Genomic DNA, 21882 nt, shown 5'->3' on the forward strand with positions numbered 1-21882 from the left:
TCAGTAGTTAAGATTCCTATCATGTTGGAAAATATAAAAGAAAATGTTAACAGACAGTATAAATTGAATTTTCCCATAAATCCGTGGGAAAATTCAACAAAAAAAAGTCTAGCCCAACGGCTAGACCCCTTACTATTTCTTCGGTTCATCCTCATCCATTTTCAGAACTGCCATGAAGGCTTCTTGAGGGACTTCGACGTTACCGATTTGTTTCATTCGTTTCTTACCTTCTTTTTGTTTTTCAAGTAGTTTACGTTTACGGGAAACGTCACCCCCGTAACATTTTGCCAATACATTTTTACGTAAGGCTTTGATGTCTGAACGTGCAACGATTTTTTGGCCGATTGCTGCTTGGATTGGTACCTCGAATTGTTGACGAGGGATTAGTTTTTTCAGTTTTTCTACGATTGCTTTTCCGCGTTCATACGCAAAATCACGGTGAACGATGAAACTTAATGCGTCGACTTTTTCACCATTCAGCAAGATATCCATTTTGACTAGCTTACTCTTTTGATAACCTGACATTTCGTAATCAAGTGAGGCGTAGCCTTTCGTGCTTGATTTTAGTTTGTCGAAGAAGTCAAAAACAATCTCTGACAATGGCAAGTTATAAACGACGTTGACACGGTAATCATCTAAATAGTCCATCGTGATAAAGTCACCACGTTTGCGTTGAGAAAGTTCCATGACTGCACCAACGTATTCATTAGGTACCATGATCTGTGCTTTCACAAAAGGTTCTTCGACATCTTGGATCGTGACTGGTTCAGGAAAATCAGCAGGATTATCAACGACGACCATCGAACCGTCTGTTTTATTGACATGATAGATTACAGATGGTGCTGTTGTGATCAATTCAAGATTGAATTCACGTTCCAAACGTTCTTGAACAACATCCATGTGAAGCAACCCTAAAAAACCACAACGGAAGCCAAAACCAAGTGCTTGTGACGTTTCTGGTTCAAACTGCAATGCTGCATCGTTCAGTTGAAGTTTTTCCAATGCTTCACGTAGGTCATTATATCGTGATGTGTCGATCGGGTATAAACCACAATAGACCATTGGATTCATTTTACGATAACCTGGTAAAGCTTCTGCAGCTGGATTGTCCGCTAGTGTCACTGTATCCCCGACGCTTGTATCTTGGACTGTCTTGATGCTTGCTGTGATATAACCAACATCACCGACCATCAAGAAGTCACGAGCAATCGTTTTTGGTGAGAAAACGCCGACTTCGGTCACATCGAAGGTCTTGCCATTACTCATCAATTTGATTTTATCCCCTGCTTTAACAACACCATCGGTGATACGTACGTTTAAAATAACTCCGCGGTAGCTGTCATAGATCGAATCAAAAATCAATGCTTTCAAAGGCGCTTCGATATCACCAGAAGGTGCTGGGACATATTCCACTACTTGTTCTAGTATTTCTTCGATACCGATCCCAGACTTCGCACTTGCTAATACCGCTTCACTGGCATCGATGCCGATCACTTCTTCGATTTCATTACGCACACGCTCTGGATCTGCGGCCGGTAAATCGATCTTATTGATGACTGGTAAAATCTCTAGGTCATTATCTAATGCCAAATAAACATTGGCTAATGTTTGTGCTTCAATCCCTTGAGCGGCATCCACGACTAAGACTGCGCCTTCACAGGCAGCTAAACTTCGGGATACTTCATAGGTAAAATCGACGTGCCCAGGGGTATCGATCAAATGGAAGATGTATGTCTCCCCATTTTTTGCCGTATAGTTCAATTCTACGGCATTAAGTTTGATCGTGATCCCACGTTCACGTTCTAGATCCATGGAGTCTAATAACTGATCTTGCATTTCGCGAGACGTCACAGTGTTCGTCTTTTCCAAAATCCGATCGGCCAAAGTTGATTTCCCATGGTCGATATGAGCAATGATCGAAAAATTCCGAATTTGCTCTTGGCGTTGTTTCATTTTCTTTATATCCATAGCGTCTCCTCTTTTCATATAATCAGCACTTTTCATTATACCAACGAAAAGGAGGAATTTAAAGACTTTTTCCTTCTAAGGACTTTAGAAGTTTTTTTTGGAAACTTTTGTTATACTGTGAACAAGTAACTAAATTGGAGTTGAAAAAATGGACCAAACAGATTTTAGAGAAAATTTTGAGTTGAAGCCTGTCACGGAGGAACATGTTGATCAGTTCAATGAATTACTTTCCTATGTGTTTCAAGTCACTGACTCGGATATTGAAGAAAGTGGATTCGAAAACAAAAGAGAATTTGTACGTTCTAAGCGACCGATTCTAGAATTATCAAATGTATTCGGCTGGTTTCATAAAGAAAAACTGATTTCTCAAATCGCGATCTATCCTTGTGAAGTCAATATCCACGGGACGCATTATCAAATGGGTGGTGTCACTGGAGTTGGCACCTATCCCGAATATGCGAATCATGGACTGATGCAAGACTTGATCATCGTAGCTTTAGATAACATGCGTAAAAATAAACAGTGGATCTCTTATCTCTATCCTTACAATATTCCCTACTACAGGCGTAAAGGTTGGGAAATTATGTCAGATAAGCTATCCTTTAAAATACGTGATACACAGCTACCTAAACAAGTGCCCGTTTCAGGTATTGTCGAGCGACTACCTGTCGATCACGAAGATGTTTTCCGAGTGTACCAGCAATTTGCCAATAAAAATCATGGGGCATTGTTCCGTAGTGCGTTTCACTGGGAAGAATACTGGCGTTTCGAGAATGAAGAAGAACGAACTGCGGCGATCTATTATAATAGCAACAATGAACCAATTGGTGTACTGTTTTATTGGGTCGCAGAAGAAATATTCCATGTAAAAGAGATGTTTTATCTGAATCAAGAGGCGCGTAACAGATTGTGGAACTTCATCTCTGCGCATTTCTCAATGGTTTACTGGGTACATGGTGATATCTACAAAAATGAACCCCTTGCTTTCTTATTAGAAGATAGCCAAATCAAAGAACAGATCGAACCCTACTTTATGGCAAGGATCGTTGATGTCAAAGAATTTATCCAACACTTCCCTTTTTCTGGTACAGCAGAAGACTTCCATTTCATCGTGGAAGATTCCGTGGCACCTTGGAATAATGGCGTATTTGGCTTGACGTGGCGAGATGGTCGCCTGTCGATCGTTAACGAACCGATTGGTAAAATGGTTCGTTTAGATATCCAAACATTGACGTGTCTAATGATGAATTATCGTCGTGCTTCTTACCTTGCTCGAATCGAGCGCATAACCACGGATGAGGAGATGGTCAAGACGTTAGAGCGACTCATCCCAAACATGGAAGCTTATTTTAGTGACTATTTCTAATACAAAGGATGTTGAAACGAATGAATATTTATTTTGCAGCACCACTTTTTGCAAAAGGAGATTTGCTTTATAACGAATCTCTTGTTAAAAAAATCAGAGAGATTTCTTCTGATTTGTCGATCTATCTCCCACAAGAAAACGAAGCAATCAATGATAAGACTGCCTATGCAGACAGCAAAATGATTGCCTTGGCTGATACTGAAAAAGTACTAGAAAGTGACTTGATGATTGCTCTTTTAGACGGATTAACGATCGATGCCGGAGTTGCTTCTGAAATCGGTGTCGCCTATGCAAAAGGCATCCCGATCATTGGTTTATATACAGACAGCCGCCAACAAGGAGCGACTCATCCAAAAAAAGTCGCTGCCTTGCAACAGGCTGGTGAAAATCAGTTCCATTATTTAAATCTTTATACGGTCGGCTTGATCAAGTTGAACGGAACGATCGTATCTTCTGAAAAGGCATTGTTCGAAGCATTGAAATCATATCTAGCTGGAGGAAATATTAGTGAGTAAGACAGTAAAAAAAGTTCAGATTGCATTAACGATTTTCGGTCTATTTGTTGTTGGTTATAACATTTTCGAATTTGTAACAAACAAATATTCGACCACACAAGGAATCACCTTTATCGTCGAATCTTTGGCAGGTATCTTATTGATTTATTTGCCACAGATCACTCGCCGATTGTTCAAGATCCATGTTCCTGATGCAATTGTTTTATTTTATTGGTTTTTCTTGTTCATCTCGGTCTTTTTAGGAACAGGTATGCATTTGATTAGTATTATTTCATTTTGGGATAAAATCTTACACGCAGTCAGCCCGATGGTTCTGACTGCCTTAGGTTACGGTTTGATCGGCTTCTTGCTGAAAGATGCACCAATCGAGAAAACAAGTCCTTGGCTATTTCTTTTATTTGGATTTGCTTTTGCTGGGTTGTGCGGAGTTTTCTGGGAATTCTGGGAATTTTTATGCGATCAATTCTTAGGGATGAACTTGCAACGGTTTGCTGCATCTGATGGTACTCTCTTCGTCGGACGAGAAGCATTGATGGATACAATGGGAGATTTACTAACAAATACAGTCGGCGCCTTTATCATGGGTATTTATGCGTGGGTCCAAGTGAAAAAAGACCCAGCACATTTTGAGAGTTACCGACTACAAAAATTAGATCACTGATCAATCGTAGTAAATATGATAAATAAAAAAATTGGCAAGGGATTTTGTTCAATCCTTTGTCAATTTTTTTAATTCTTTATTTAAAAAACCTCATTCCAACCACACCCACTACATACACCTATGTACCCAAATAGATTGAGCGTTTTTCTAATGATGTCTTCTTCTCTCTCAAAAGAATGATGCTTCCTTAAGTTGAGACAAGTAAACTCATTTGCGAAAAGGGATACACCTAAAGACACAGACACAGCAAATAACGTCGTATTAGCGATCAACCAAGAATAACCGGTGACGATATTTCGATCAATTGCATTGACTTTCAATTGTCTGATCTTCTTCATTGAGAGGATCATCCCTCCAACAAACATGCCGATGGATTGAGGTAGAAACACTTTCGGTCCATGAATATCAAAATAACTTGTGCTCGTTACATATATCATCAAAAACGCAGGCAAGTGAAATAGGTCTTTTTTTCAAGAGTTCAAAACAGAGGAATTGAATACGTTTTTTTTAGAAGCTGGAACTATTACCATTGTCGTCGTATCAAGCTCACTTAGTACTTCATTTGGATAATTATTGATCGAGACACTGACTCGTGGTTTTTTAATTAATTCGATGGTTGTTCCGCTAAATAGTTCATCGATCAATTTTAATGATTGTGAAACTGTTTTATTCAATAAATTCATGTGTTTCGCTATTTTTGTGCCCGTCGTATGTTCATCCATCAAAATATATTGAATGATTGCGTTCTCTCATTCCTTGATCATCACACTATCACCTCATCTACATCTTCTATCTTAGCTTGTCAGTCGCTTTATGAGAACACTTGCTTTTACTGTTTTGAATACAGTAAATCATAGGATTAGTTTCTGATCTAGCTATCACCATTCACTTTTCAGTAGTTGTCCATTCAATGATCCCACTGATTATTTTATTAAGTATAGACGAAAAAAATACCTGTCAAAGTGCAGACTATCAGTAATAGTCCACTACTTTGACAGGTAATGCTTTTCCCTACTGTCATGTATAAGGGTGGTACAAGCGTTTCTTATGATTCATCTTCGGGTAAGTTTTCACTTGCAAATGCCAAGTGGTGATCAAACAAAGTGATTGTTACTTTCGATTTTGGCATGATTTTACCAGCGACTATTTCTTTAGCCAAAGGCGTTTCGACTTCTTTTGTAATGAATCGTTTCAATGGGCGTGCGCCATACGCAGGCTCATACGCATTTTCTGCAATCCATGTTTTTGCTTCGTCACTGATTTCCAAAATGATTTCTTGATGTTCTAAACGATGTGCTAATTGAGAAACCATCTTGTCAACGATCCCTTTGACATTGTTTAGACTTAATGGTGTAAATAGAATCGTGTCATCAATACGATTCAAAAATTCTGGTTTGAAATGACCACGAAGAATCGTTCTCACTTGTTCTTCGACTTCTTCTGGTATCGTACCTTCCGCGGTAACACCTTCCAACAATAATTGAGAACCGATATTGCTTGTCATGATCATCACCGTATTTTTAAAGTCAACGACTCGACCTTTTGAATCCGTCAAACGTCCATCGTCTAATACTTGTAATAAAATATTGAAGACATCTGGATGTGCCTTTTCAATTTCATCCAGCAAAACGATCGTATATGGGTTTCGTCGCACAGCTTCTGTTAACTGTCCACCTTCTTCGTAGCCAATGTAACCTGGAGGCGCACCAACTAAACGAGAAACGGCATGTTTTTCCATGTATTCACTCATATCGATCCGCACCATATGCTCTTCAGAATCAAATAAGTTTTCTGCTAAAGCTTTTGCCAGCTCGGTTTTACCGACACCAGTTGGTCCTAAGAATAGGAAAGAACCTAATGGTCGATTTGGATCTTGTAATCCTGCACGAGAACGAATGACCGCATCACTCACTGCATCTACCGCTTCATCTTGCCCAATGACACGTTTATGAAGTGTTTCATTCAACTTGATTAGTTTTTCGCGTTCACCTTCCACGAGTTTCGTTACTGGAATCCCTGTTAAACGACCGACAACTTGAGCAATCTCATTTTCAGTGACAGATTCTTGTACCATCTTGATGTCACTGTCTTTTGTTTTTGCTTCTAGTTCTGCTAATTCTTTCTCTAATTGTGGAATCGTACCATGACGCAAAACAGCGGCACGCTCAAGATCATAATTGTTTTCTGCGTCTTCTAATTCGTGTTTTGCCTTATCGATTTCTGCACGTTTAGAAGAAACGGTATTTACTTCTTCTTTTTCAGTTTCCCACTGCATCTTCATCGCATTGGCTTCTTCTCGAAGATCGGCTAGTTCTTCTTGTAAGTTCTTCAAACGTTTTTTACTTGCATCATCAGATTCTTTCTTCAAAGCTGCTTCTTCGATCTCCAACTGCATCAAGCGACGAGTCACCTGATCTAATTCCGTTGGCATGGAATTCATTTCCACTCGGATCGTAGCACTTGCCTCATCGATCAAATCAATGGCTTTATCAGGTAAAAAGCGATCTGTGATATAGCGATCGGATAATGTAGCTGCCGCAACCAAAGCATTATCATGGATATTGACGCTATGGTGGATCTCAAAACGCTCTTTCAATCCTCGAAGAATACTGATCGTATCTTCAACAGTTGGTTCCTTCACTAATACTTTTTGGAAACGACGCTCTAACGCTTTGTCCTTTTCCATGTATTGGCGGTATTCATCTAAAGTAGTCGCACCGATCAAATGAAGTTCCCCACGAGCTAACATCGGTTTAAGTAAGTTACCGGCATCCATACTACCTTCCGTTTTTCCTGCCCCGACGATGTTGTGGATCTCATCGATGAACAAGATGATCCGTCCATCGCTTTTCTTCACTTCTTTCAAGACTGCTTTTAAGCGTTCTTCAAACTCCCCACGGAATTTTGCTCCGGCAATCAAGGCACCCATATCTAAAGAAAAAATGGTTTTATTTTTTAAGTTTTCTGGTACATCTTTGCGAACGATTCGTTGAGCTAATCCTTCAACAATCGCTGTTTTACCAACACCAGGTTCCCCGATCAACACAGGGTTGTTTTTAGTTTTACGTGACAAGATTCGAATCACATCACGAATCTCTTCATCTCGGCCAATAATCGGGTCCATTTTGCCACTACGAACTTGTTGGACGAGATCGATACCATATTTTTCTAACGCTTTATACTGTTCTTCTTGATTTTTAGAAGTCACACGCTCTCCTCCCCTCATGTCTTCGATATTCTTACGCAATTCTTTTTCATTCAGTCCCTGTTTTGTCAAATAAACAGTCAGTGGATAATTTTTTAATTTCATTAAAGCTAATAGCACGATCTCAGTGGATAAGAATTCATCACCAAAGCTTTCTCTCAATTGATCCGCTTCATTCAATAAATGAAAAAGATTTTGACTAAGATTTTGTCCGTATTGAACATTACTGCCTGAGACTGTTGGATACTCATCTAACACTCGATCAATCTCTTGTTCAAACGCATCTGCATCGATACCTGCATCTGTATATAGATTACGGCCAAAATGATTTGGTTGTAAAAAGATCTTCCATAAATGAACGATGTCGATTTCTTGATGTTTTCTTGTCATCGCTACTTGTTGTGCTTCTGCAATCGCTTCTTGGAGCGTAGTTGTCATTTTTTCACTATTCATCTATTTCCCTCCTGTAGTAGAAGTTGTTTGGTCAAAGTCAACTATAACTTTCTCTAACGTCTATAACATCCGTCTAAAGTCTCGTTTTCTTTAACCTTTACAAGATTATTATACTCATTTGGTCAGCTTTGGTCAAAGATTATACTCGCGATCATCAAAAAAATTTGAGACAAAAGTTACAGGAAATGTTGTCCGTCACTCTATACCAAATAAACGGCAGAAACAAAAGAAAACTCTATAAAAATAAGGGCAACAACCGCAATTATTTACAGAATAATTTCGTGGTTGTTACCTTTAATTCTAGAGGCTGGTCCTATTCCGTCCTAAAGGTATTTATTTCTGATGAGTGCTTGGGACAAACTAGTTGATCCATCAAAATCAAGTCATGATGATTGATTTTGATGAGCGAGCGCTGAAATAAAGGAGCTGATATTTTTATATGAATCATTTAAACCAATTCCGCCTTTTTTAGGCATTTTTATTATATTGATCTCTTTAGCATAGCGTCCAAAGGCAGGATTTTCTTCAGACATCGCAACTACACTTGGGATTCCTTGTACACCGAAGACTAAGGATAATTGGGCCGCCATCATGCCAAAATTAGCATAATGCATTGCGGGGCCACAAAGAACAGCATCTGCAACGATTTTTTTGGCAAAACCTATAAATTTTTTGTTTACCTCTTCTTGGTGAGCGAGATAATACTGAGCACCACAATACAAAGTAGCAATGATTTCTGTATCATGTCCATGAAAAAGTGTATTTAAGGTACGACGACCTGGTCCAAGGGCTGTTTTTTTGCCTCCAGGAGGTAGCTGGGCATTTTCATCACTGCCCAAGCCTGCAGTCAAATGATTGAGAATCAAGACTTTTTTTCCTACGGCCTCTTTTCCTATAAATCATCAAAATCGAATTCGTCAAAATCGATTTCTTCTTCTTCCCGTACCGCTTCTGCTTCTTCTTTTAAATGCTGATTATCTAGCACTTGAATTAAAGGATAATAAATAGCCATTCCTAGTAGATCAGTAATGCTTGCAAAACAGATGACTGCCAACCACTAACTAAAAAACCAGAAATGATCGGTGGTGTTGTCCATGGTAGTTGAATACCATTCGTATAATTAACTAATCCTAACTCCATACAAAAATAGGAAATGATAATATTGATCGTGGGTACAAGTGCAAATGGAATTAGTAAGACTGGATTTAAGACAATCGGTAATCCAAAAATAATCGGTTCATTGATCCCAAAAATCCCTGGTACTAGTGACAATTCCGACAGTTTTTTACTCGTTGGCTTTTGTATACTAGAATCATAATTAAAATCAATGAAAGCGTAGATCCTCCACCACCAAAAGTAGCAAACATATCTTGAAATTGACCTGTGATAATATTTGGTATATCTGCGCCATTTTTGAAGGCATCTAAATTTTCAACGGATAGTGCTCGTAAAATCGGATTGAATACTGCCCCAACCACACTCGAACCGTTGATACCGAAAAACCAAAAAAAGTGCAAGAATAAGTAGGCTATGATCATCGCACCTAGAGTATTTCCTAAGCTAAGTAAAGGAGTTTGTAAGAACTTAAATAGTATTTCTTGTAAATGACCATATGAGGTTAGGTTTGCTTCTGAAGGCAACTTTTGACTGGTCACGTAAGTTCCATCATTGATTCGTTGTGCAATTTTTCCAGCTATATCTTGGAAAAACCCTTATTTTTCATTTTATTACCTACTTTCTAACTACATATCATTCATCAAACAGTCGATTCATTCTGACATCAAAAGTCATACGTCTAAAAGTTGAACGGTCCAAAAATGAAAGAGCAACTTTTATCGTCCTTTATCCTGTTTGTAGGATGAGGAAAATCAAGAAAATATTTCTTGTCAAAAGCTAAGCTTTCTATTAATTTTTATATATAGTATATACCATTAAGTATAGTCTTTCAGCAACTAATGAAGGAATTTTAATTTTACCCTACTGGTGCTGATTGTTTCTTCCATACATTTCGGGCGACTGTCTTGTTTGAGAGATAGCAACGTCTACCTTATTCTACGTGAAAGCAATCGTTGAACAGATATTTTTCAATAAACAAAAAAGAATCAATCTAAGCATTTTCAGCTCAGACTGATCCTCCATTTAAATTCTCCTTGAAAGTTGTTCAAATTATTTAAATTTTCCCCTTTGTACGCTTTTTTTCTGCCTTTACCTCATGGATCTCTTGACGTAAGATATTCCGTCTTTCTGCAATCACGTAGAAAAAGCCATAAATGAATGGCAAGATGAACGAGCCAAATCGATAAAGCAATAAGGAAGAAACAGCATCTACCGTTCCAACTACAGGACGAAAGAGCAATAGATAAACAAATTCAAACGAGCCAATGCCTGCGGGTGTTGGCAAGACTCCTGATAACACCACTGCAAAGCTGATAAATGAAAATGTCAAAAGAAAATCAAGATTTGGATGATTTCCTACTAAAAACAGATAAGGCATCACATACCAACAGAGTAGTTTTAGCAGGTTCCAACAATAGATCCTGATCAATGCGGTGCGATCTTGGATGATCGTTTGCACCGTTTCTCTAAGTGAATAGATCTGGCTGTTGCACGTATCGACCCAGTGACGTAAACGTTCAGTTTTGAATAACCGATTGGACACTTTGACGAAAAAAACTTGAAGATTCAAACTGACGGAGACGGTCACAAGAAATAATATGATCAAAGCCGTCAAAATGATACCAGCAATGATAAACCAAATCATATTGGGTGCCTTTTCGTAGAACAAAGAAAATTGAACAATCAAGCCAATGACTGCATAAGTGATCACCGCTAATTTATACATGATCATATGCAGGGCAGTGACTCCTGCTCCTTGAGAAAACTTCATCCCTTTTTTATTGTAAAAATAAATTTCTGAGATCAGTGTACCCGTTCCAAATGAGACAATCCGATAAAAGGCAATATAACAAGACGTCCAGAATCCATCACTTGTACTGAAGGATTTGGAAAACGGCTTGGCGATCTCTTTGATTGAGCGACCTTCTACAATTTGATAAAGTGTACCGAAAAAAAACATCGCCAGAAGCACTTGGACACTTGTTGAAAGCAACTCCTTGAAAATATCCGCAAAAGATTGGTTGATCAAATAATAAATAATAGCGAGAATAATAGTCAATAATAATAAATTAATGATGATTTTGATTTTTGTTCCTTTAGTAGACATGTACGACTCCTTAATGGAAAAAATAGATCAAGACGAGATCAATCATGATTCCTAACATGAAAACGATCGTGAACTTCTTTTTTTTAGTTTTGTGACGAAATATGCGTTGTGCGAACAAACCGCCCAAACCACCGCCTAACAAGCTAACAAACAACAAATTACTTTCTGGTACACGCCAAGCACCTTTTTTTGCTTGACGTTTATCATAACCCATCAAGCCAAATAGATAAACATTCACAATGAATAAATAAAACCATAAGGGATTATGCATCAATACTTCCATCAACTTCCTCCAATTATTGCTCATCTTTTGGTACATAGATCGTTATACCTTCTGGGATGACTTTTAATTCGATCGGTAAGTCATCTGTAGTATCACCATCCGTCCGAGTCGTCACTTTCTTTTCTCGTGCCTGGATATTGACTTGACTAGCTGTCAGATATTTGATTCCAGGAACAGAATAGATCTTACCTTTGATCATACGTGGGAGATAAAATGCAAACCGGAAAAAATCTAATGAAGGAACGATGGTGATGTGGAACTTGCCATCATCAGGTGCAGCAGAATCGTCGAAACCAGTAAAACCACCTACTGAGTTAGACATCGTGATCGTCAACAACTGTGCTTTGCCCTTCCAATGCTCTTCATCCGTCTTGATATCCAAATGATATTTTTTCTTTTTTAGCAATAATTTCACGAAACGTTTGATAAAGATCCATGAACCATATTTTTGCTTTTCTTTTTGGCTGATCCAGACCGCTGTGTCTGCTAATATGCCAATAGTTAAAGTAGAAATGACTACTTTATCATTCACTTTCCCATAATCGATTTTGCGGATCGTTTCCTCTAACATCATCGCTGCGGCTTCTTCTTTCTCAAAAGGAATGCCTAACACTTTCGCTAAGTTATTGATCGTTCCACCAGGCAATAAGCCAACATGGTAATGGTCTAATTCATCTTGGAATGCTTGGATGATATGATGGATCGTGCCATCACCACCAATGATGACTAGTGTATCTACCTCATGTTCTTTTGCTTTTTCCCTCAATGTTGCATCTTTGATCGACGGTCCAGTTTCCGTTAGATAAACCTCTAGTTCTGGTCGGTGTTTTGCGACATACTCTTTGAACCATTCAGCTAATTGTTCCCCTTCATCCTTTCCTGAACTTTTGTTATAAAATACCAGTAACTTCTTCATAAACCATATTCCTCCTACTTTCCTGCAAAAAACAAAGGGAGTGGATGCGAAATAAACGCTCACCCTCCCCCATGAACAGTGATTCGAGCACTGACTAAAATAGCCTCGAATCAATCATATGTCAACGCAGTGTAGCAATCAACCAATAATGTGAGATTATTGGTTGAAATTTAATCTTTTTTACCAATGAAACGGATCGATTACACCTGCGTATTCAACTCCGCGATTTTAACAATCACATCTGTCGCTTTTTCCATGACTTGTAGGGACACAAATTCAAAACGTCCGTGCATGTTTTCGCCACCCGCAAATAGATTTGGTGTTGGTATCCCCAGATAAGAGATTTTTGAGCCATCTGTCCCACCACGTACCGGTTCGATCACTGGCTTGATATCTAAATCGATCATTGCTTTTTCAGCTAGATCAACGATACTCATATCCTTTTCGATGATTTCACGCATGTTGTAGTATTGATCATACATTTCTACTTGAATACGCTCTTGGTCAAACCGTTGATTCATTTTTTCTTGCATGCTTGTGATCATTGCTTTTCTTGCTTCAAATGACTCACGTTTATGGTCACGGATGATATAGCTCATTTTCGCCTCTTCTGGACTACCATTCAATGCCATCAAATGGAAGAATCCTTCGTAACCATCTGTTTTTTCAGGAACTTCATCAGCTGGTAATTCATTGTGGAAGTCGATCGCTAATTGTAAAGCATTGATCATTGTATTCTTCGCTGTACCAGGATGGACATTTTTCCCTTGGATCGTGATGTTTGCTTGCGCTGCACTAAACGTTTCGTATTGTAATTCTCCTAAAGGTCCACCATCGATCGTGTAAGCAAAATCCACGTTGAACTGTTCTACGTCAAATTTATCCGCACCAACTCCGATTTCTTCGTCTGGACCAAAAGCAACTTTGATCTCCCCATGAGGAATTGAAGGATTTTTCAACAAAATCTCCATAGCTGTCATAATTTCTGCAATACCTGCTTTGTCATCTGCGCCTAATAATGTCGTACCATCAGTGGTGATCAACGTATGGCCATCATAATTTTTTAAATTAGGGAAATCTTTGACATTCAAGGTAAAGCGCCCTTCTTTATCTAGAACGATCGTTGATTCGCCATCATAATTTTCAATGATCTGAGGATTTACGCCTACAGCATTGAAATCAGCGGTATCCATGTGAGCAATAAAACCAATCGAACGTACGTCATGATCGATATTACTAGGTAGTGTAGCAATCACAAAACCATTTTCTGTATTGTATGTTACATCAGACAAGCCTAGATCTTCTAATTCTTTTTTCAAAACTTGCGCAAACTCTACTTGCGTTTGCGTAGATGGCGTAGTATGACTTGTTGGATCGGATTGTGTTTCCGTTTTGACATATCTTAAAAATCGCGGTAATAAGTTCTCGTACATAAATGACTCTCCTTTTTATTTAAATTCAAATGGATTGGTCGATGTTTCTGAAACAAAAAAGTCAACCGTCCAATTCTCTTCGTTTTTCCACTTTTCAAACTTCTCTACAAATTTTTCCTTGCACAATGATTCGATATAATGGCCAGGATCAATTGCAGCTAATCCTGCACTTTGCATATCTTGCGCTGTATGGAAATAAATATCGCCAGTAATATAGACATCCGCTCCTTGAGCCAAGGCAGCGGGATAAAACTTCTCACCACTCCCACCACAAATAGCGACTCGTTTGATCATTTTTTGTGGACTTGTCGTTGGGCGAACCACACGTAAACCTTCCAATTGAAAAACTTCTTTTACATGGGCTGCGAAATCATCCAAGCTCTGTTCTTTTGCTAGTTCCCCAATACGACCTAATCCCCAGGTTTTAACTGGTGCATCGATCGAGAACAAATCAAATGCTGGTTCTTCGTAAGGATGTGCTGTAAACATCGCTTGTAAGACTTTCTTTTCTATATTTTCTGGGAAGATCACTTCGACTTTGGCTTCTTGGACTTGTTCAGCACGGCCGACTTCACCAATTGTTGGATTCGCCCCAGCTTTTGGACGGAATCGACCTTGGCCGATAGAGGTAAAACTTGTACTATCATACTCTCCTTGTTCTCCGGCCCCGCTTTTGCTAAGGCAGCTCTTAAACGCGGAGCATCCTCCACTGGAAGGTAACTGATCAATTTTTTATAGCCACGTTCATGTGTTTGAACAAGATGACCTGTGACCTCAATTCCTAATTGCTCACAAAACCAATCGTTCAACCCATCTTCAATGATATCCATGTTTGTGTGAGCTGCATAGACTGCAATGTCATGTTTCAACAAATCAGCGTACATTTTTTCTTGTGGAGAATCAGTGATCAAGCGTTTGACTGGTCTAAAAATAGGGGGATGTTTTGCAATCAAAAGATCGATTTTTTTCTCAATGGCTTCTGCCACCACTTCTGGTCGGACATCTAAAGTCATCATCACACGTTGGATCGGTTTGTCCAAGGTGCCGATATGCAACCCAACTGGATCGCCTTCTTCTGCTAACCATTGCGGGCAATAGCTTTCAAATTTTTTGATGAAATCTTGTGCTTTAATGGACATGTCATAAAACCTCCTTGATCCATTCCACCTCTTGTTGGATTGTCTCATATCTGTTTTGTTCACTCGCATTTTTTAATTGCTCTAAGATCACTTCACGTTGTTTAAGCTCACGTTGCCATTTTGCCGAAAAAGTAGCGTTTTTCTCTTCGAGTAAGAATGGCCCAAACATCAGCTCTTTTTCAGAATAATCGATGGGCTGTTCTTTCTTTTCAGCTACGATGATCTCATAGATTTTTTTGTTTTCTTCGATGATTTCTTCTGCAATGATCTGATAGTTATTTTCTTTTAGCCACATTCTTAGCGTTTTTTCGCCAATATTGGGCTGTAGAATCAAACGTTCTTCTCCCGATAAGCGCTGGTTTTGCCGACCAGATTCTAAAATGTCGCGAATCAAAGAGCCTCCCATGCCAGCAATCGTGATCGCGCTGATTTGATCGTGCTTTTCGATGGCATCTAATCCATTAGCCAAGCGTACCTCTATTCGCTCAGACAGTCCATTTTTCATCACCTGTCGTTTTGCCGATTCATAGGGTCCTTTAACGACTTCTCCAGCTACAGCAAAGTCGATTTTCCCTTTTAGCATCAATGCGACGGGTAAGTACGCATGATCTGAACCGATATCTGCTAAACGAGCAGCTTCTGGTACAAAACGTCCGACAGTTTCAAGACGTTTCGATAACTCTGTGTGATTCATTGTTCCACTCCTTAACTACTGAATGTTTGGATGTCATCCAATTTGTCACGCCTTTGGACAAACACTTACTTATCAAAGTTATCCTACTTATTTACGCTTTTATGATAACTATTGTTCTTATTCCTATCATAACATTAGTTTATGTTCAATAGAAAAAAGAACTGGGAAAATATCCCAGTCTTTTTTTAACAATTAATCAAAAGATCTCGATTGATTCTTTTTTTTATTGGGCAGTGATCTCAATGATCGAATTTCCAGGAACTTGTGGAGGGATCGACATCGTCATGACCGCCATTTCTACCAATTTAAATTCGATCTTTTCTCCTTCTTTCAAGGAATCGACACCACCAGTGATTTGATCCACTGAAGCATTTAAGATCACTCCATCATTGCTGAAGGATGTACCGATATTTGCTGGATCTTTTATTTCTTCTACATCTTTGACGGTGATTTGGTATACATCACCTTCCGCTTCGCCGAAGCTTTCGATCGTACCTGTAAACACACTTTGCTTTTGTTCGGTAGAACTATCTGTTTCCACTGTCGATTCTGCATTGATCGAATCGATTGAACCTGTACTTCCTTCTTCGTTGCCGCAGCCTGCCAATGCAAACAAGAGACCGGCAGCAACTAGACCAGTTAAAATAGCTTTCATCATACATCCTCCGTGTAATTTCTTGCGTTACTGCTTTGATGATTCCATCCGGTTATTTCCTCAAGTCCATGGATTCGTTTCATCTTAACTTTGTTCATTTTATGAATTTTTATTGAAAAGGTGAAAAACAGTGACAGTTGAGTAGATACTCCAACCTGTTTCTGTAAAAATCATTTAATACCATTAGCCATTTCGGCGATTTCGGCCTGTCATTTCGATTTCTTTTGTCAAATAGCGGATTCGTTCCATGATCCGTTTGGCTTTCAACGGTTCCTCATCGCCTCGTTGTGTCACCGTCAAATGCTGTTCTAATTCGTTCATCGTGAAGTTTGAAGAAAAGAACGTTGGCAATTGTTCTTGCATTCGAAACTGTAAGATGACACCAAATACTTCGTCACGGATCCAACTACTCATCGCATCCGCTCCAATATCATCGATCATCAAGATCGGCGATTTCTTCACCGCATCTAACTTCTCAGCCACTTGATCTTTACCGATGGCCTGCTTCATTTCAACTGCAAATGTTGGAAAATGAACCAACGTTGTGGTGAATCCTTTGATTGCCAGTTCTTTCGCTGTTGCACCTAAAAGATAGGTTTTCCCGATACCAAAACTTCCGACCAAGTACAACCCTTTGTGAAAGCTTTTAGGATCAGCTGAATATTGTTCAACGAAGTCTAATGCTTCTAAGCTTGCATAGCCACGTCCATCTGTTCGTTCGAAATTTTCAAAGGAAGCAGATTGGATGTCTTTGGGCATATCCATTGCTTTCACACGACTCTTGATCTCTTCTTGTTTTTGACGAGCTAAGAGCGCTTCTGTCGGCACGTAGGTGACGTCGACATAGTGGAAGTTCAATGTCAATTTTGGTTCATATCCGGGAGCGATCATGGTTGGATCATTCGTTTGATATTTTCTTTTTTCTTGGACATACTCATAGAGTTTGGCATAACTTTTTTCGATATCCGCTTGCGTCAGTCGGTCTTGATGGGCTGACAGAAAGGCTTGAACGTCCGCATCATTCAAAACTTCAGCAATCATCTCGGAATACTTTTCTTGGTAGTTGCGTTTACTGATGATTTTCTTCAGTTCTTTTCCCACATCTTCCATTAGCTCTCACCTTCCTTTTTAGCCAGATACTCTTTGAAGCGACGATCGATCTCGGCTTTTTTCTCTGTACTGATTTGTGTTTCGTCTTTTGGTTGATTGACCCAATCAGGCAATTTTTCTCGCCTTACATTTCGTCGATAATTGGACGTGTTGTTCTGTTTTGACGCTTTCGGTTGCTTCGCTTTCGTACTCAATGTATGGAGATGCTCAATCGCTTCTTCTGGCATACTGATTTTTTTTTGCGCCCACTCATTAGCGATCGTATTCACGAAGCTCGCATTTAAGCTCGCATGGTTTTTTATGACTAACACATAGTTGATCAAAATGTTGATGACACTGCTAGACAGACCAGATTGGGTGACCAAATCTTGCAACAACCAATTTTCCTGTTTGGAAACATACCCGCCTTTTTCTTTTTTTATCGCTTCGAGATAACGCATCGGTGGGGTTTGGCGTGCGACTTGGATCAATTGTTGTGCAGCACTAGGCAACGCCTGATTGACAGGGACACCTGTTTCAGCAGACTGATCGGTAACCAGAGTGTTGCTCGATTGTCGCAACGTATTCTGCTGTTGCTGCCGTAACAAGACGATCCGTTGGAGTTCTTTTAAAGATACTTCTTCTGTCGTAAAATCAAATGACTGTAGAATCAACTCTCCTAAAGTCAGTTCATCGAAGCCATAGAGTTGTTGGTATGTTTTCGCTTGTTGCAGAACTGGTTCTGTCAACTGATTGATGTGTTGTTTCTTCAACCAATCGGTTAAAAACGTCCAGTCAAACGAGTCTGAATCTGCGATCAATGATTTGGGTTCAACAGGTGTGAATTTTTGCTGGATCGATTCCACTTGTTCTTGGTTTGCTGCATAGACTGTTTCATTGAACCGATAGACTTCCAAAAACTTCTTAGTGATTTTTTGATAGCCTTCATGCGAAAGATTTTTTGGCTTAAATAATTCTGTCAATTGGTTGAATCGACGTTCGCCAACTTTTTCTAGAAGTAAAAAAGAAAGTAACGTATCATTGAAAAACGTAGGAACGTCCATCGGTTCTAACAACTCATAAAGAAAACAATTACCCAAATTTTCATCTTTTTTGAAATAGACTTCTAAAAGACCGATTCCTTCTAATTTTTTTCGTGCCTCATAAAATTGCGGTAAGCCACAACTTAGACTACTCAATAAATCGGCGTGTAGTCCTTCAGGACCTACGCCAGTTTCTAACGAGATCTCCGAATACAGCGTCAAGTAAAGACTCAACGCTTCTCCCCCGATCAATGGTTGGTAAAGGGATAACAAGGCAGACTTTCCTTCTTCTTTTAAAGGACTGCTCTTTCTTCCTTGGTAAATATTTTTCGGTTGTAATTCTTTCCACGCATTTTCCAAGGAATACTCCCTCCTTTATTAATTACGCATCATTTTCACTATTACCCGTATCTTTTGCTTTATCAACAATATCTTGTAATTCTTTCAAAAAGACAGACATATCTTTGAATTGACGATAGACACTCGCAAAGCGAATATAGGCGATTTCATCTAAGTTCACTAAATCTTCCATGACGTATTCACCGATCAGATTAGTTGAAACCTCATTTTCGCCAAGACTTCTTACACGATTTTCAACATGGTTGACGATCTGTTCCATTTGTTCCATCGCTACTGGACGTTTTTCGGCAGAACGGATCAATCCACGTAAAATCTTGTCACGATTGAATTCTTCTCGTTCACCATTTTTCTTGATGACTAATAAAGGTGCCGCTTCAATTCGCTCAAAGGTCGTAAAACGGAAGGAACATTTTTCGCACTCACGGCGTCTTCTTATCGCACGACCATCGTCAGCTTGACGACTATCGATCACTCTTGAGTTGTTATGTTGACATCTAGGACATCTCATCGTAATTTCACCTCTCTTGGTGTAGTTTAATCGCTTATTTGAATGTACCAAATGAAGTTGTTCTATCAGTCAACTCTTTCCACCAATTATGGATCATTGGTCTTAAGAAGACTGGTTTTCAACACTAAGCTTAAAAATTATAAAATATGAAAAGGATTTTTTCAATTTATATCTTATTACTCAGTTCAAAGTGATTTTCACAACTTCACTGCTTATTGTTTTAGATTTTTTTCCACTGATTTTTTATTGAACTAATTCAAGTGGATCGTAATAAACGTTTTCTTATTACTAACTTTAGTATAACATGAAACAATTAAGCAATGCGACTGTCCCAGTTAAAAAATCGCTTGAAATGAAAGATTTGTTGTGTTTTTATCTCAACGAACGAAAACAGACTGGTGTTTAGCACCAGCCTGTTTCTTTTTGATTTTCTATTTTACTAAATGCTTGGGTAATCCCTATAGTTTATCTTCGATTCCCGTGTAATGTTTCATTCGTTCTTCTTCGATTTTTTGTTCTGTTGAACGATGATCGACTTGGGGGTCTTGGTTTACTTCAGGGCTTGTTTCTGGATCTTTGCGTTCTGTGGTTAAGTCCTGTCGCTTGGATTCTTTTTCGACATGTTGGTCTTCTAACTCAGCAATTCTCGCCCGATATTCATCTTCACGAATTTTACCTTCTTCTGCTTGGATCTGGCCCTTTTCCTGTAAATCTTCTTTGTGGAGAATCTCACCAATTTTTTCTTTCGCAGAACCTACTACTTTATCTTTTTGGTTTTTGAATGTACCCATCGTATCATCTCCCCCTCTTTCTTTATATAAATAGCATAGCAAAATGTTGCGATTTACTCAAAGAAAGCGATTAAGCAACAACCATTTTTTAATTACAGCGGATAAATCTTCCTTGGTTTGGCGATTATCAAATACGATATCCGCACGTCGTTTCTTTTCCTCGATTGACAGTTGGCTTTTCACTCGTTGTTCTGCTTCTTGTTTCGATAATTGATTGCGTACCATCAAGCGTTCGATTTGCTGAGATTCAGGAATATAGACAACTGCGACGGCATCCATCTGTGTATCATACTGTCCTTCATACAATAAAGGAATATCGACGACGATTAGCGGATATTGTGCTTTCTTCTCTATGATTTCTTCAGTGATTCTCCCACGGATAAATGGATCTAATACTTGATTCAATTGCTCACGTGCAGTGACAGAGCCGAAAATCAATTGTCCAAGTTTTGCCCGATCTAAGTGGCCGTCCTGTTGGAGGATCTCTTTCCCAAATGCTTGAATCAACGCATGAAGTCCTGGCGTATCCGGTTCAACGACTTCTCTTGCCACTTGATCGGCATCAATCACTGGAAAGCCATATTGTTGGAAAATAGCAGCGGCAGTACTCTTGCCTGTCGCAATTCCCCCAGTCAAACCTAAAACAAATCCTACTTGGATATTCTTAATTTCTGACATGTTGGACAATAGTGCGTCCCCCTTTGCGCAACTTTCGTTTTCACGATTGGTGTTTGGCAACGAACACATGCTTCTCCTGTCTGCCCATAGACATGTAAAGCCACTTGGAAACTCCCTGATTCACCTAACGCATTGAGATAACTTCGGATCGTTGTTCCCCCTGCTTCAACTGCTCGTGACAACACATCAATGATTGCTTGACGGAGTAATTTGATTTCTTTTGGGCGTAAAGAATCAGCTGGTTGCTCTGGATGGATCTTCGCTTCCCATAATGCTTCATCTACGTAGATATTTCCTAGTCCTGTGACCAACTTTTGATCAAGTAACAAAGGTTTGATGGCTTTGTGTGACTTTTGTAGCCCTAAGGTAAAGTCTTTTAATAAGAATAAATCTGGTAAAGGCTCTGGACCTAATTTCAAAATTCCTTTATAGGTATTGCTCGCTCCTTTTTCAACGATCGTCATACGGCCGAATTTTCGTACATCGTGGTATCGTAATTGGCTGCCATCTTCAAAAGAAAAAATCACATGTGTGTGTTTATCGATCGGTTCTTCTTTTTTAAAATATTGATATTTCCCCTCCATCCGTAAATGAGAGATCATTTCATAATGACTCAAGTGAAAAATCAAAAATTTCCCTCTGCGACCGATCGATTCGATGGTTTCACCAATTAACGTTGCTTCAAAAATCGGTACCTCCGGTTGTTCAATGATTCTCGGCCATAGCACTTGGACGTTATTGATTTTTTTGTTTTTCACTAATTTCTCTAATCCTCTACGGACAGTTTCAACTTCTGGTAATTCGGGCATCCTTTTTCTCACCTACAATTTTCACTTATTTGATTTTGAATCGAACTTATCTGAGACAAAAATAAAAACTATATTTGTCCTTGAACTTAAAAT

Annotated in this window: 22 protein-coding genes and 1 pseudogene; 3 read left to right on the top strand and 20 right to left on the bottom strand. The window is 39.1% G+C overall.

Annotation, left to right across the window (positions count from 1 at the left end; all coding sequences use genetic code 11):
* Positions 1-132: 132 nt before the first annotated feature.
* Positions 133-1968 (bottom strand): translation elongation factor 4, encoded by a 1836-nt coding sequence (gene lepA / locus CYK55_RS07375; RefSeq protein WP_034688749.1) that lies wholly within the window; start codon positions 1966-1968, stop codon positions 133-135.
* A gap of 148 nt (positions 1969-2116) precedes the next feature.
* Between lepA and CYK55_RS07380 the strand changes: the two genes are divergently transcribed.
* The 3 genes from CYK55_RS07380 to CYK55_RS07390 are packed head-to-tail and all read left to right on the top strand — an operon-like array spanning position 2117 to position 4510.
* A complete protein-coding gene (locus CYK55_RS07380; RefSeq protein WP_126134121.1) occupies positions 2117-3334 on the top strand; it encodes a GNAT family N-acetyltransferase in 1218 nt (405 codons plus the stop codon).
* Between the two features lie 20 nt (positions 3335-3354).
* A complete protein-coding gene (locus tag CYK55_RS07385; RefSeq protein WP_126134122.1) occupies positions 3355-3849 on the top strand; it encodes a nucleoside 2-deoxyribosyltransferase in 495 nt (164 codons plus the stop codon).
* Positions 3842-4510 (top strand): hypothetical protein, encoded by a 669-nt coding sequence (locus tag CYK55_RS07390; RefSeq protein ID WP_126134123.1) that lies wholly within the window; start codon positions 3842-3844, stop codon positions 4508-4510. Before CYK55_RS07385 ends, CYK55_RS07390 begins: the two co-directional genes overlap by 8 nt.
* An 80-nt stretch (positions 4511-4590) precedes the next feature.
* Here CYK55_RS07390 and CYK55_RS07395 read toward each other — a convergent pair whose 3' ends face one another.
* From CYK55_RS07395 to mutM, 19 genes and pseudogenes are all read right to left on the bottom strand, one after another.
* Positions 4591-4947: a GRP family sugar transporter gene (locus CYK55_RS07395; RefSeq protein ID WP_126134124.1), complete on the bottom strand. Its 357-nt coding sequence runs from the start codon at positions 4945-4947 to the stop codon at positions 4591-4593.
* A gap of 33 nt (positions 4948-4980) precedes the next feature.
* Positions 4981-5193 carry a hypothetical protein gene (locus tag CYK55_RS07400; protein ID WP_241234756.1) on the bottom strand — a complete coding sequence of 71 codons (213 nt, stop codon included), beginning with the start codon at positions 5191-5193 and terminating at the stop codon, positions 4981-4983.
* A gap of 362 nt (positions 5194-5555) precedes the next feature.
* Positions 5556-8168, bottom strand: coding sequence for an ATP-dependent chaperone ClpB (clpB, locus tag CYK55_RS07405; RefSeq protein WP_034688754.1), 2613 nt, complete (start codon positions 8166-8168; stop codon positions 5556-5558).
* Between the two features lie 383 nt (positions 8169-8551).
* Complete coding sequence (locus tag CYK55_RS07410) at positions 8552-9034, bottom strand: GrdB-related putative oxidoreductase (RefSeq protein WP_241234757.1); 483 nt, start codon at positions 9032-9034, stop codon at positions 8552-8554.
* A gap of 26 nt (positions 9035-9060) precedes the next feature.
* A pseudogene (locus CYK55_RS07415) lies at positions 9061-9796 on the bottom strand (PTS sugar transporter subunit IIC); the annotation flags it as partial.
* 542 nt (positions 9797-10338) lie between these two features.
* Positions 10339-11391: a lysylphosphatidylglycerol synthase transmembrane domain-containing protein gene (locus tag CYK55_RS07420; RefSeq protein ID WP_034688756.1), complete on the bottom strand. Its 1053-nt coding sequence runs from the start codon at positions 11389-11391 to the stop codon at positions 10339-10341.
* A 10-nt stretch (positions 11392-11401) separates the two neighbouring features.
* On the bottom strand, positions 11402-11674 hold the full coding sequence (locus tag CYK55_RS07425) for a DUF1294 domain-containing protein (protein ID WP_010735321.1): 273 nt from the start codon (positions 11672-11674) through the stop codon (positions 11402-11404).
* Between the two features lie 13 nt (positions 11675-11687).
* On the bottom strand, positions 11688-12590 hold the full coding sequence (locus CYK55_RS07430; protein ID WP_034688757.1) for a diacylglycerol/lipid kinase family protein: 903 nt from the start codon (positions 12588-12590) through the stop codon (positions 11688-11690).
* 200 nt (positions 12591-12790) lie between these two features.
* Complete coding sequence (gene pepT, locus CYK55_RS07435) at positions 12791-14023, bottom strand: peptidase T (RefSeq protein WP_034688758.1); 1233 nt, start codon at positions 14021-14023, stop codon at positions 12791-12793.
* A 15-nt stretch (positions 14024-14038) separates the two neighbouring features.
* Positions 14039-14554, bottom strand: a complete 516-nt coding sequence (locus CYK55_RS13775; protein WP_241234758.1) for a Nif3-like dinuclear metal center hexameric protein — start codon at positions 14552-14554, stop codon at positions 14039-14041.
* Positions 14551-15162 carry a Nif3-like dinuclear metal center hexameric protein gene (locus tag CYK55_RS13780; RefSeq protein WP_241234759.1) on the bottom strand — a complete coding sequence of 204 codons (612 nt, stop codon included), beginning with the start codon at positions 15160-15162 and terminating at the stop codon, positions 14551-14553. Before CYK55_RS13780 ends, CYK55_RS13775 begins: the two co-directional genes overlap by 4 nt.
* Position 15163: 1 nt before the next feature.
* The gene (locus tag CYK55_RS07445) at positions 15164-15856 is read right to left on the bottom strand and encodes a tRNA (adenine(22)-N(1))-methyltransferase (protein ID WP_034688760.1); all 693 of its coding nucleotides are present in this window, start codon (positions 15854-15856) and stop codon (positions 15164-15166) included.
* 223 nt (positions 15857-16079) lie between these two features.
* Entirely contained in the window at positions 16080-16511 is a 432-nt protein-coding gene (locus tag CYK55_RS07450) for a hypothetical protein (protein ID WP_034688761.1), read from the bottom strand.
* Between the two features lie 183 nt (positions 16512-16694).
* Positions 16695-17621, bottom strand: coding sequence for a primosomal protein DnaI (dnaI, locus tag CYK55_RS07455; RefSeq protein WP_034688763.1), 927 nt, complete (start codon positions 17619-17621; stop codon positions 16695-16697).
* Entirely contained in the window at positions 17621-19003 is a 1383-nt protein-coding gene (locus tag CYK55_RS07460) for a replication initiation and membrane attachment family protein (protein ID WP_034688765.1), read from the bottom strand. Before CYK55_RS07460 ends, dnaI begins: the two co-directional genes overlap by 1 nt.
* A gap of 22 nt (positions 19004-19025) precedes the next feature.
* Positions 19026-19511 (bottom strand): transcriptional regulator NrdR, encoded by a 486-nt coding sequence (gene nrdR, locus CYK55_RS07465; RefSeq protein ID WP_034688768.1) that lies wholly within the window; start codon positions 19509-19511, stop codon positions 19026-19028.
* Between the two features lie 458 nt (positions 19512-19969).
* Positions 19970-20302 carry a hypothetical protein gene (locus tag CYK55_RS07470; protein WP_010735312.1) on the bottom strand — a complete coding sequence of 111 codons (333 nt, stop codon included), beginning with the start codon at positions 20300-20302 and terminating at the stop codon, positions 19970-19972.
* A gap of 57 nt (positions 20303-20359) precedes the next feature.
* Complete coding sequence (gene coaE / locus CYK55_RS07475) at positions 20360-20980, bottom strand: dephospho-CoA kinase (RefSeq protein WP_152538784.1); 621 nt, start codon at positions 20978-20980, stop codon at positions 20360-20362.
* Positions 20953-21789 carry a DNA-formamidopyrimidine glycosylase gene (mutM, locus tag CYK55_RS07480; RefSeq protein WP_034688774.1) on the bottom strand — a complete coding sequence of 279 codons (837 nt, stop codon included), beginning with the start codon at positions 21787-21789 and terminating at the stop codon, positions 20953-20955. The genes coaE and mutM overlap by 28 nt, the downstream gene beginning before the upstream one ends.
* Positions 21790-21882 lie beyond the last annotated feature (93 nt).

The sequence above is a fragment of the Enterococcus mundtii genome (assembly GCF_003957375.1).
Classification (GTDB): domain Bacteria; phylum Bacillota; class Bacilli; order Lactobacillales; family Enterococcaceae; genus Enterococcus_B; species Enterococcus_B spodopteracolus.

Bases quoted from the DNA above. Each gene is read 5' to 3' on its own strand.
- CYK55_RS07395 (WP_126134124.1), bottom strand. From the start codon at position 4,947: ATGATATATGTAACGAGCACAAGTTATTTTGATATTCATGGACCGAAA.
- clpB (WP_034688754.1), bottom strand. From the start codon at position 8,168: ATGAATAGTGAAAAAATGACAACTACGCTCCAAGAAGCGATTGCAGAA.
- lepA (WP_034688749.1), bottom strand. From the start codon at position 1,968: ATGGATATAAAGAAAATGAAACAACGCCAAGAGCAAATTCGGAATTTT.
- dnaI (WP_034688763.1), bottom strand. From the start codon at position 17,621: ATGGAAGATGTGGGAAAAGAACTGAAGAAAATCATCAGTAAACGCAAC.
- CYK55_RS07380 (WP_126134121.1), top strand. From the start codon at position 2,117: ATGGACCAAACAGATTTTAGAGAAAATTTTGAGTTGAAGCCTGTCACG.
- nrdR (WP_034688768.1), bottom strand. From the start codon at position 19,511: ATGAGATGTCCTAGATGTCAACATAACAACTCAAGAGTGATCGATAGT.
- CYK55_RS07425 (WP_010735321.1), bottom strand. From the start codon at position 11,674: ATGGAAGTATTGATGCATAATCCCTTATGGTTTTATTTATTCATTGTG.
- CYK55_RS07420 (WP_034688756.1), bottom strand. From the start codon at position 11,391: ATGTCTACTAAAGGAACAAAAATCAAAATCATCATTAATTTATTATTA.
- CYK55_RS07470 (WP_010735312.1), bottom strand. From the start codon at position 20,302: ATGGGTACATTCAAAAACCAAAAAGATAAAGTAGTAGGTTCTGCGAAA.
- CYK55_RS07400 (WP_241234756.1), bottom strand. From the start codon at position 5,193: ATGAATTTATTGAATAAAACAGTTTCACAATCATTAAAATTGATCGAT.
- mutM (WP_034688774.1), bottom strand. From the start codon at position 21,789: ATGCCCGAATTACCAGAAGTTGAAACTGTCCGTAGAGGATTAGAGAAA.
- CYK55_RS07450 (WP_034688761.1), bottom strand. From the start codon at position 16,511: ATGAAAGCTATTTTAACTGGTCTAGTTGCTGCCGGTCTCTTGTTTGCA.
- CYK55_RS07430 (WP_034688757.1), bottom strand. From the start codon at position 12,590: ATGAAGAAGTTACTGGTATTTTATAACAAAAGTTCAGGAAAGGATGAA.
- CYK55_RS13780 (WP_241234759.1), bottom strand. From the start codon at position 15,162: ATGTCCATTAAAGCACAAGATTTCATCAAAAAATTTGAAAGCTATTGC.
- CYK55_RS07445 (WP_034688760.1), bottom strand. From the start codon at position 15,856: ATGAATCACACAGAGTTATCGAAACGTCTTGAAACTGTCGGACGTTTT.
- CYK55_RS07385 (WP_126134122.1), top strand. From the start codon at position 3,355: ATGAATATTTATTTTGCAGCACCACTTTTTGCAAAAGGAGATTTGCTT.
- coaE (WP_152538784.1), bottom strand. From the start codon at position 20,980: ATGTCAGAAATTAAGAATATCCAAGTAGGATTTGTTTTAGGTTTGACT.
- pepT (WP_034688758.1), bottom strand. From the start codon at position 14,023: ATGTACGAGAACTTATTACCGCGATTTTTAAGATATGTCAAAACGGAA.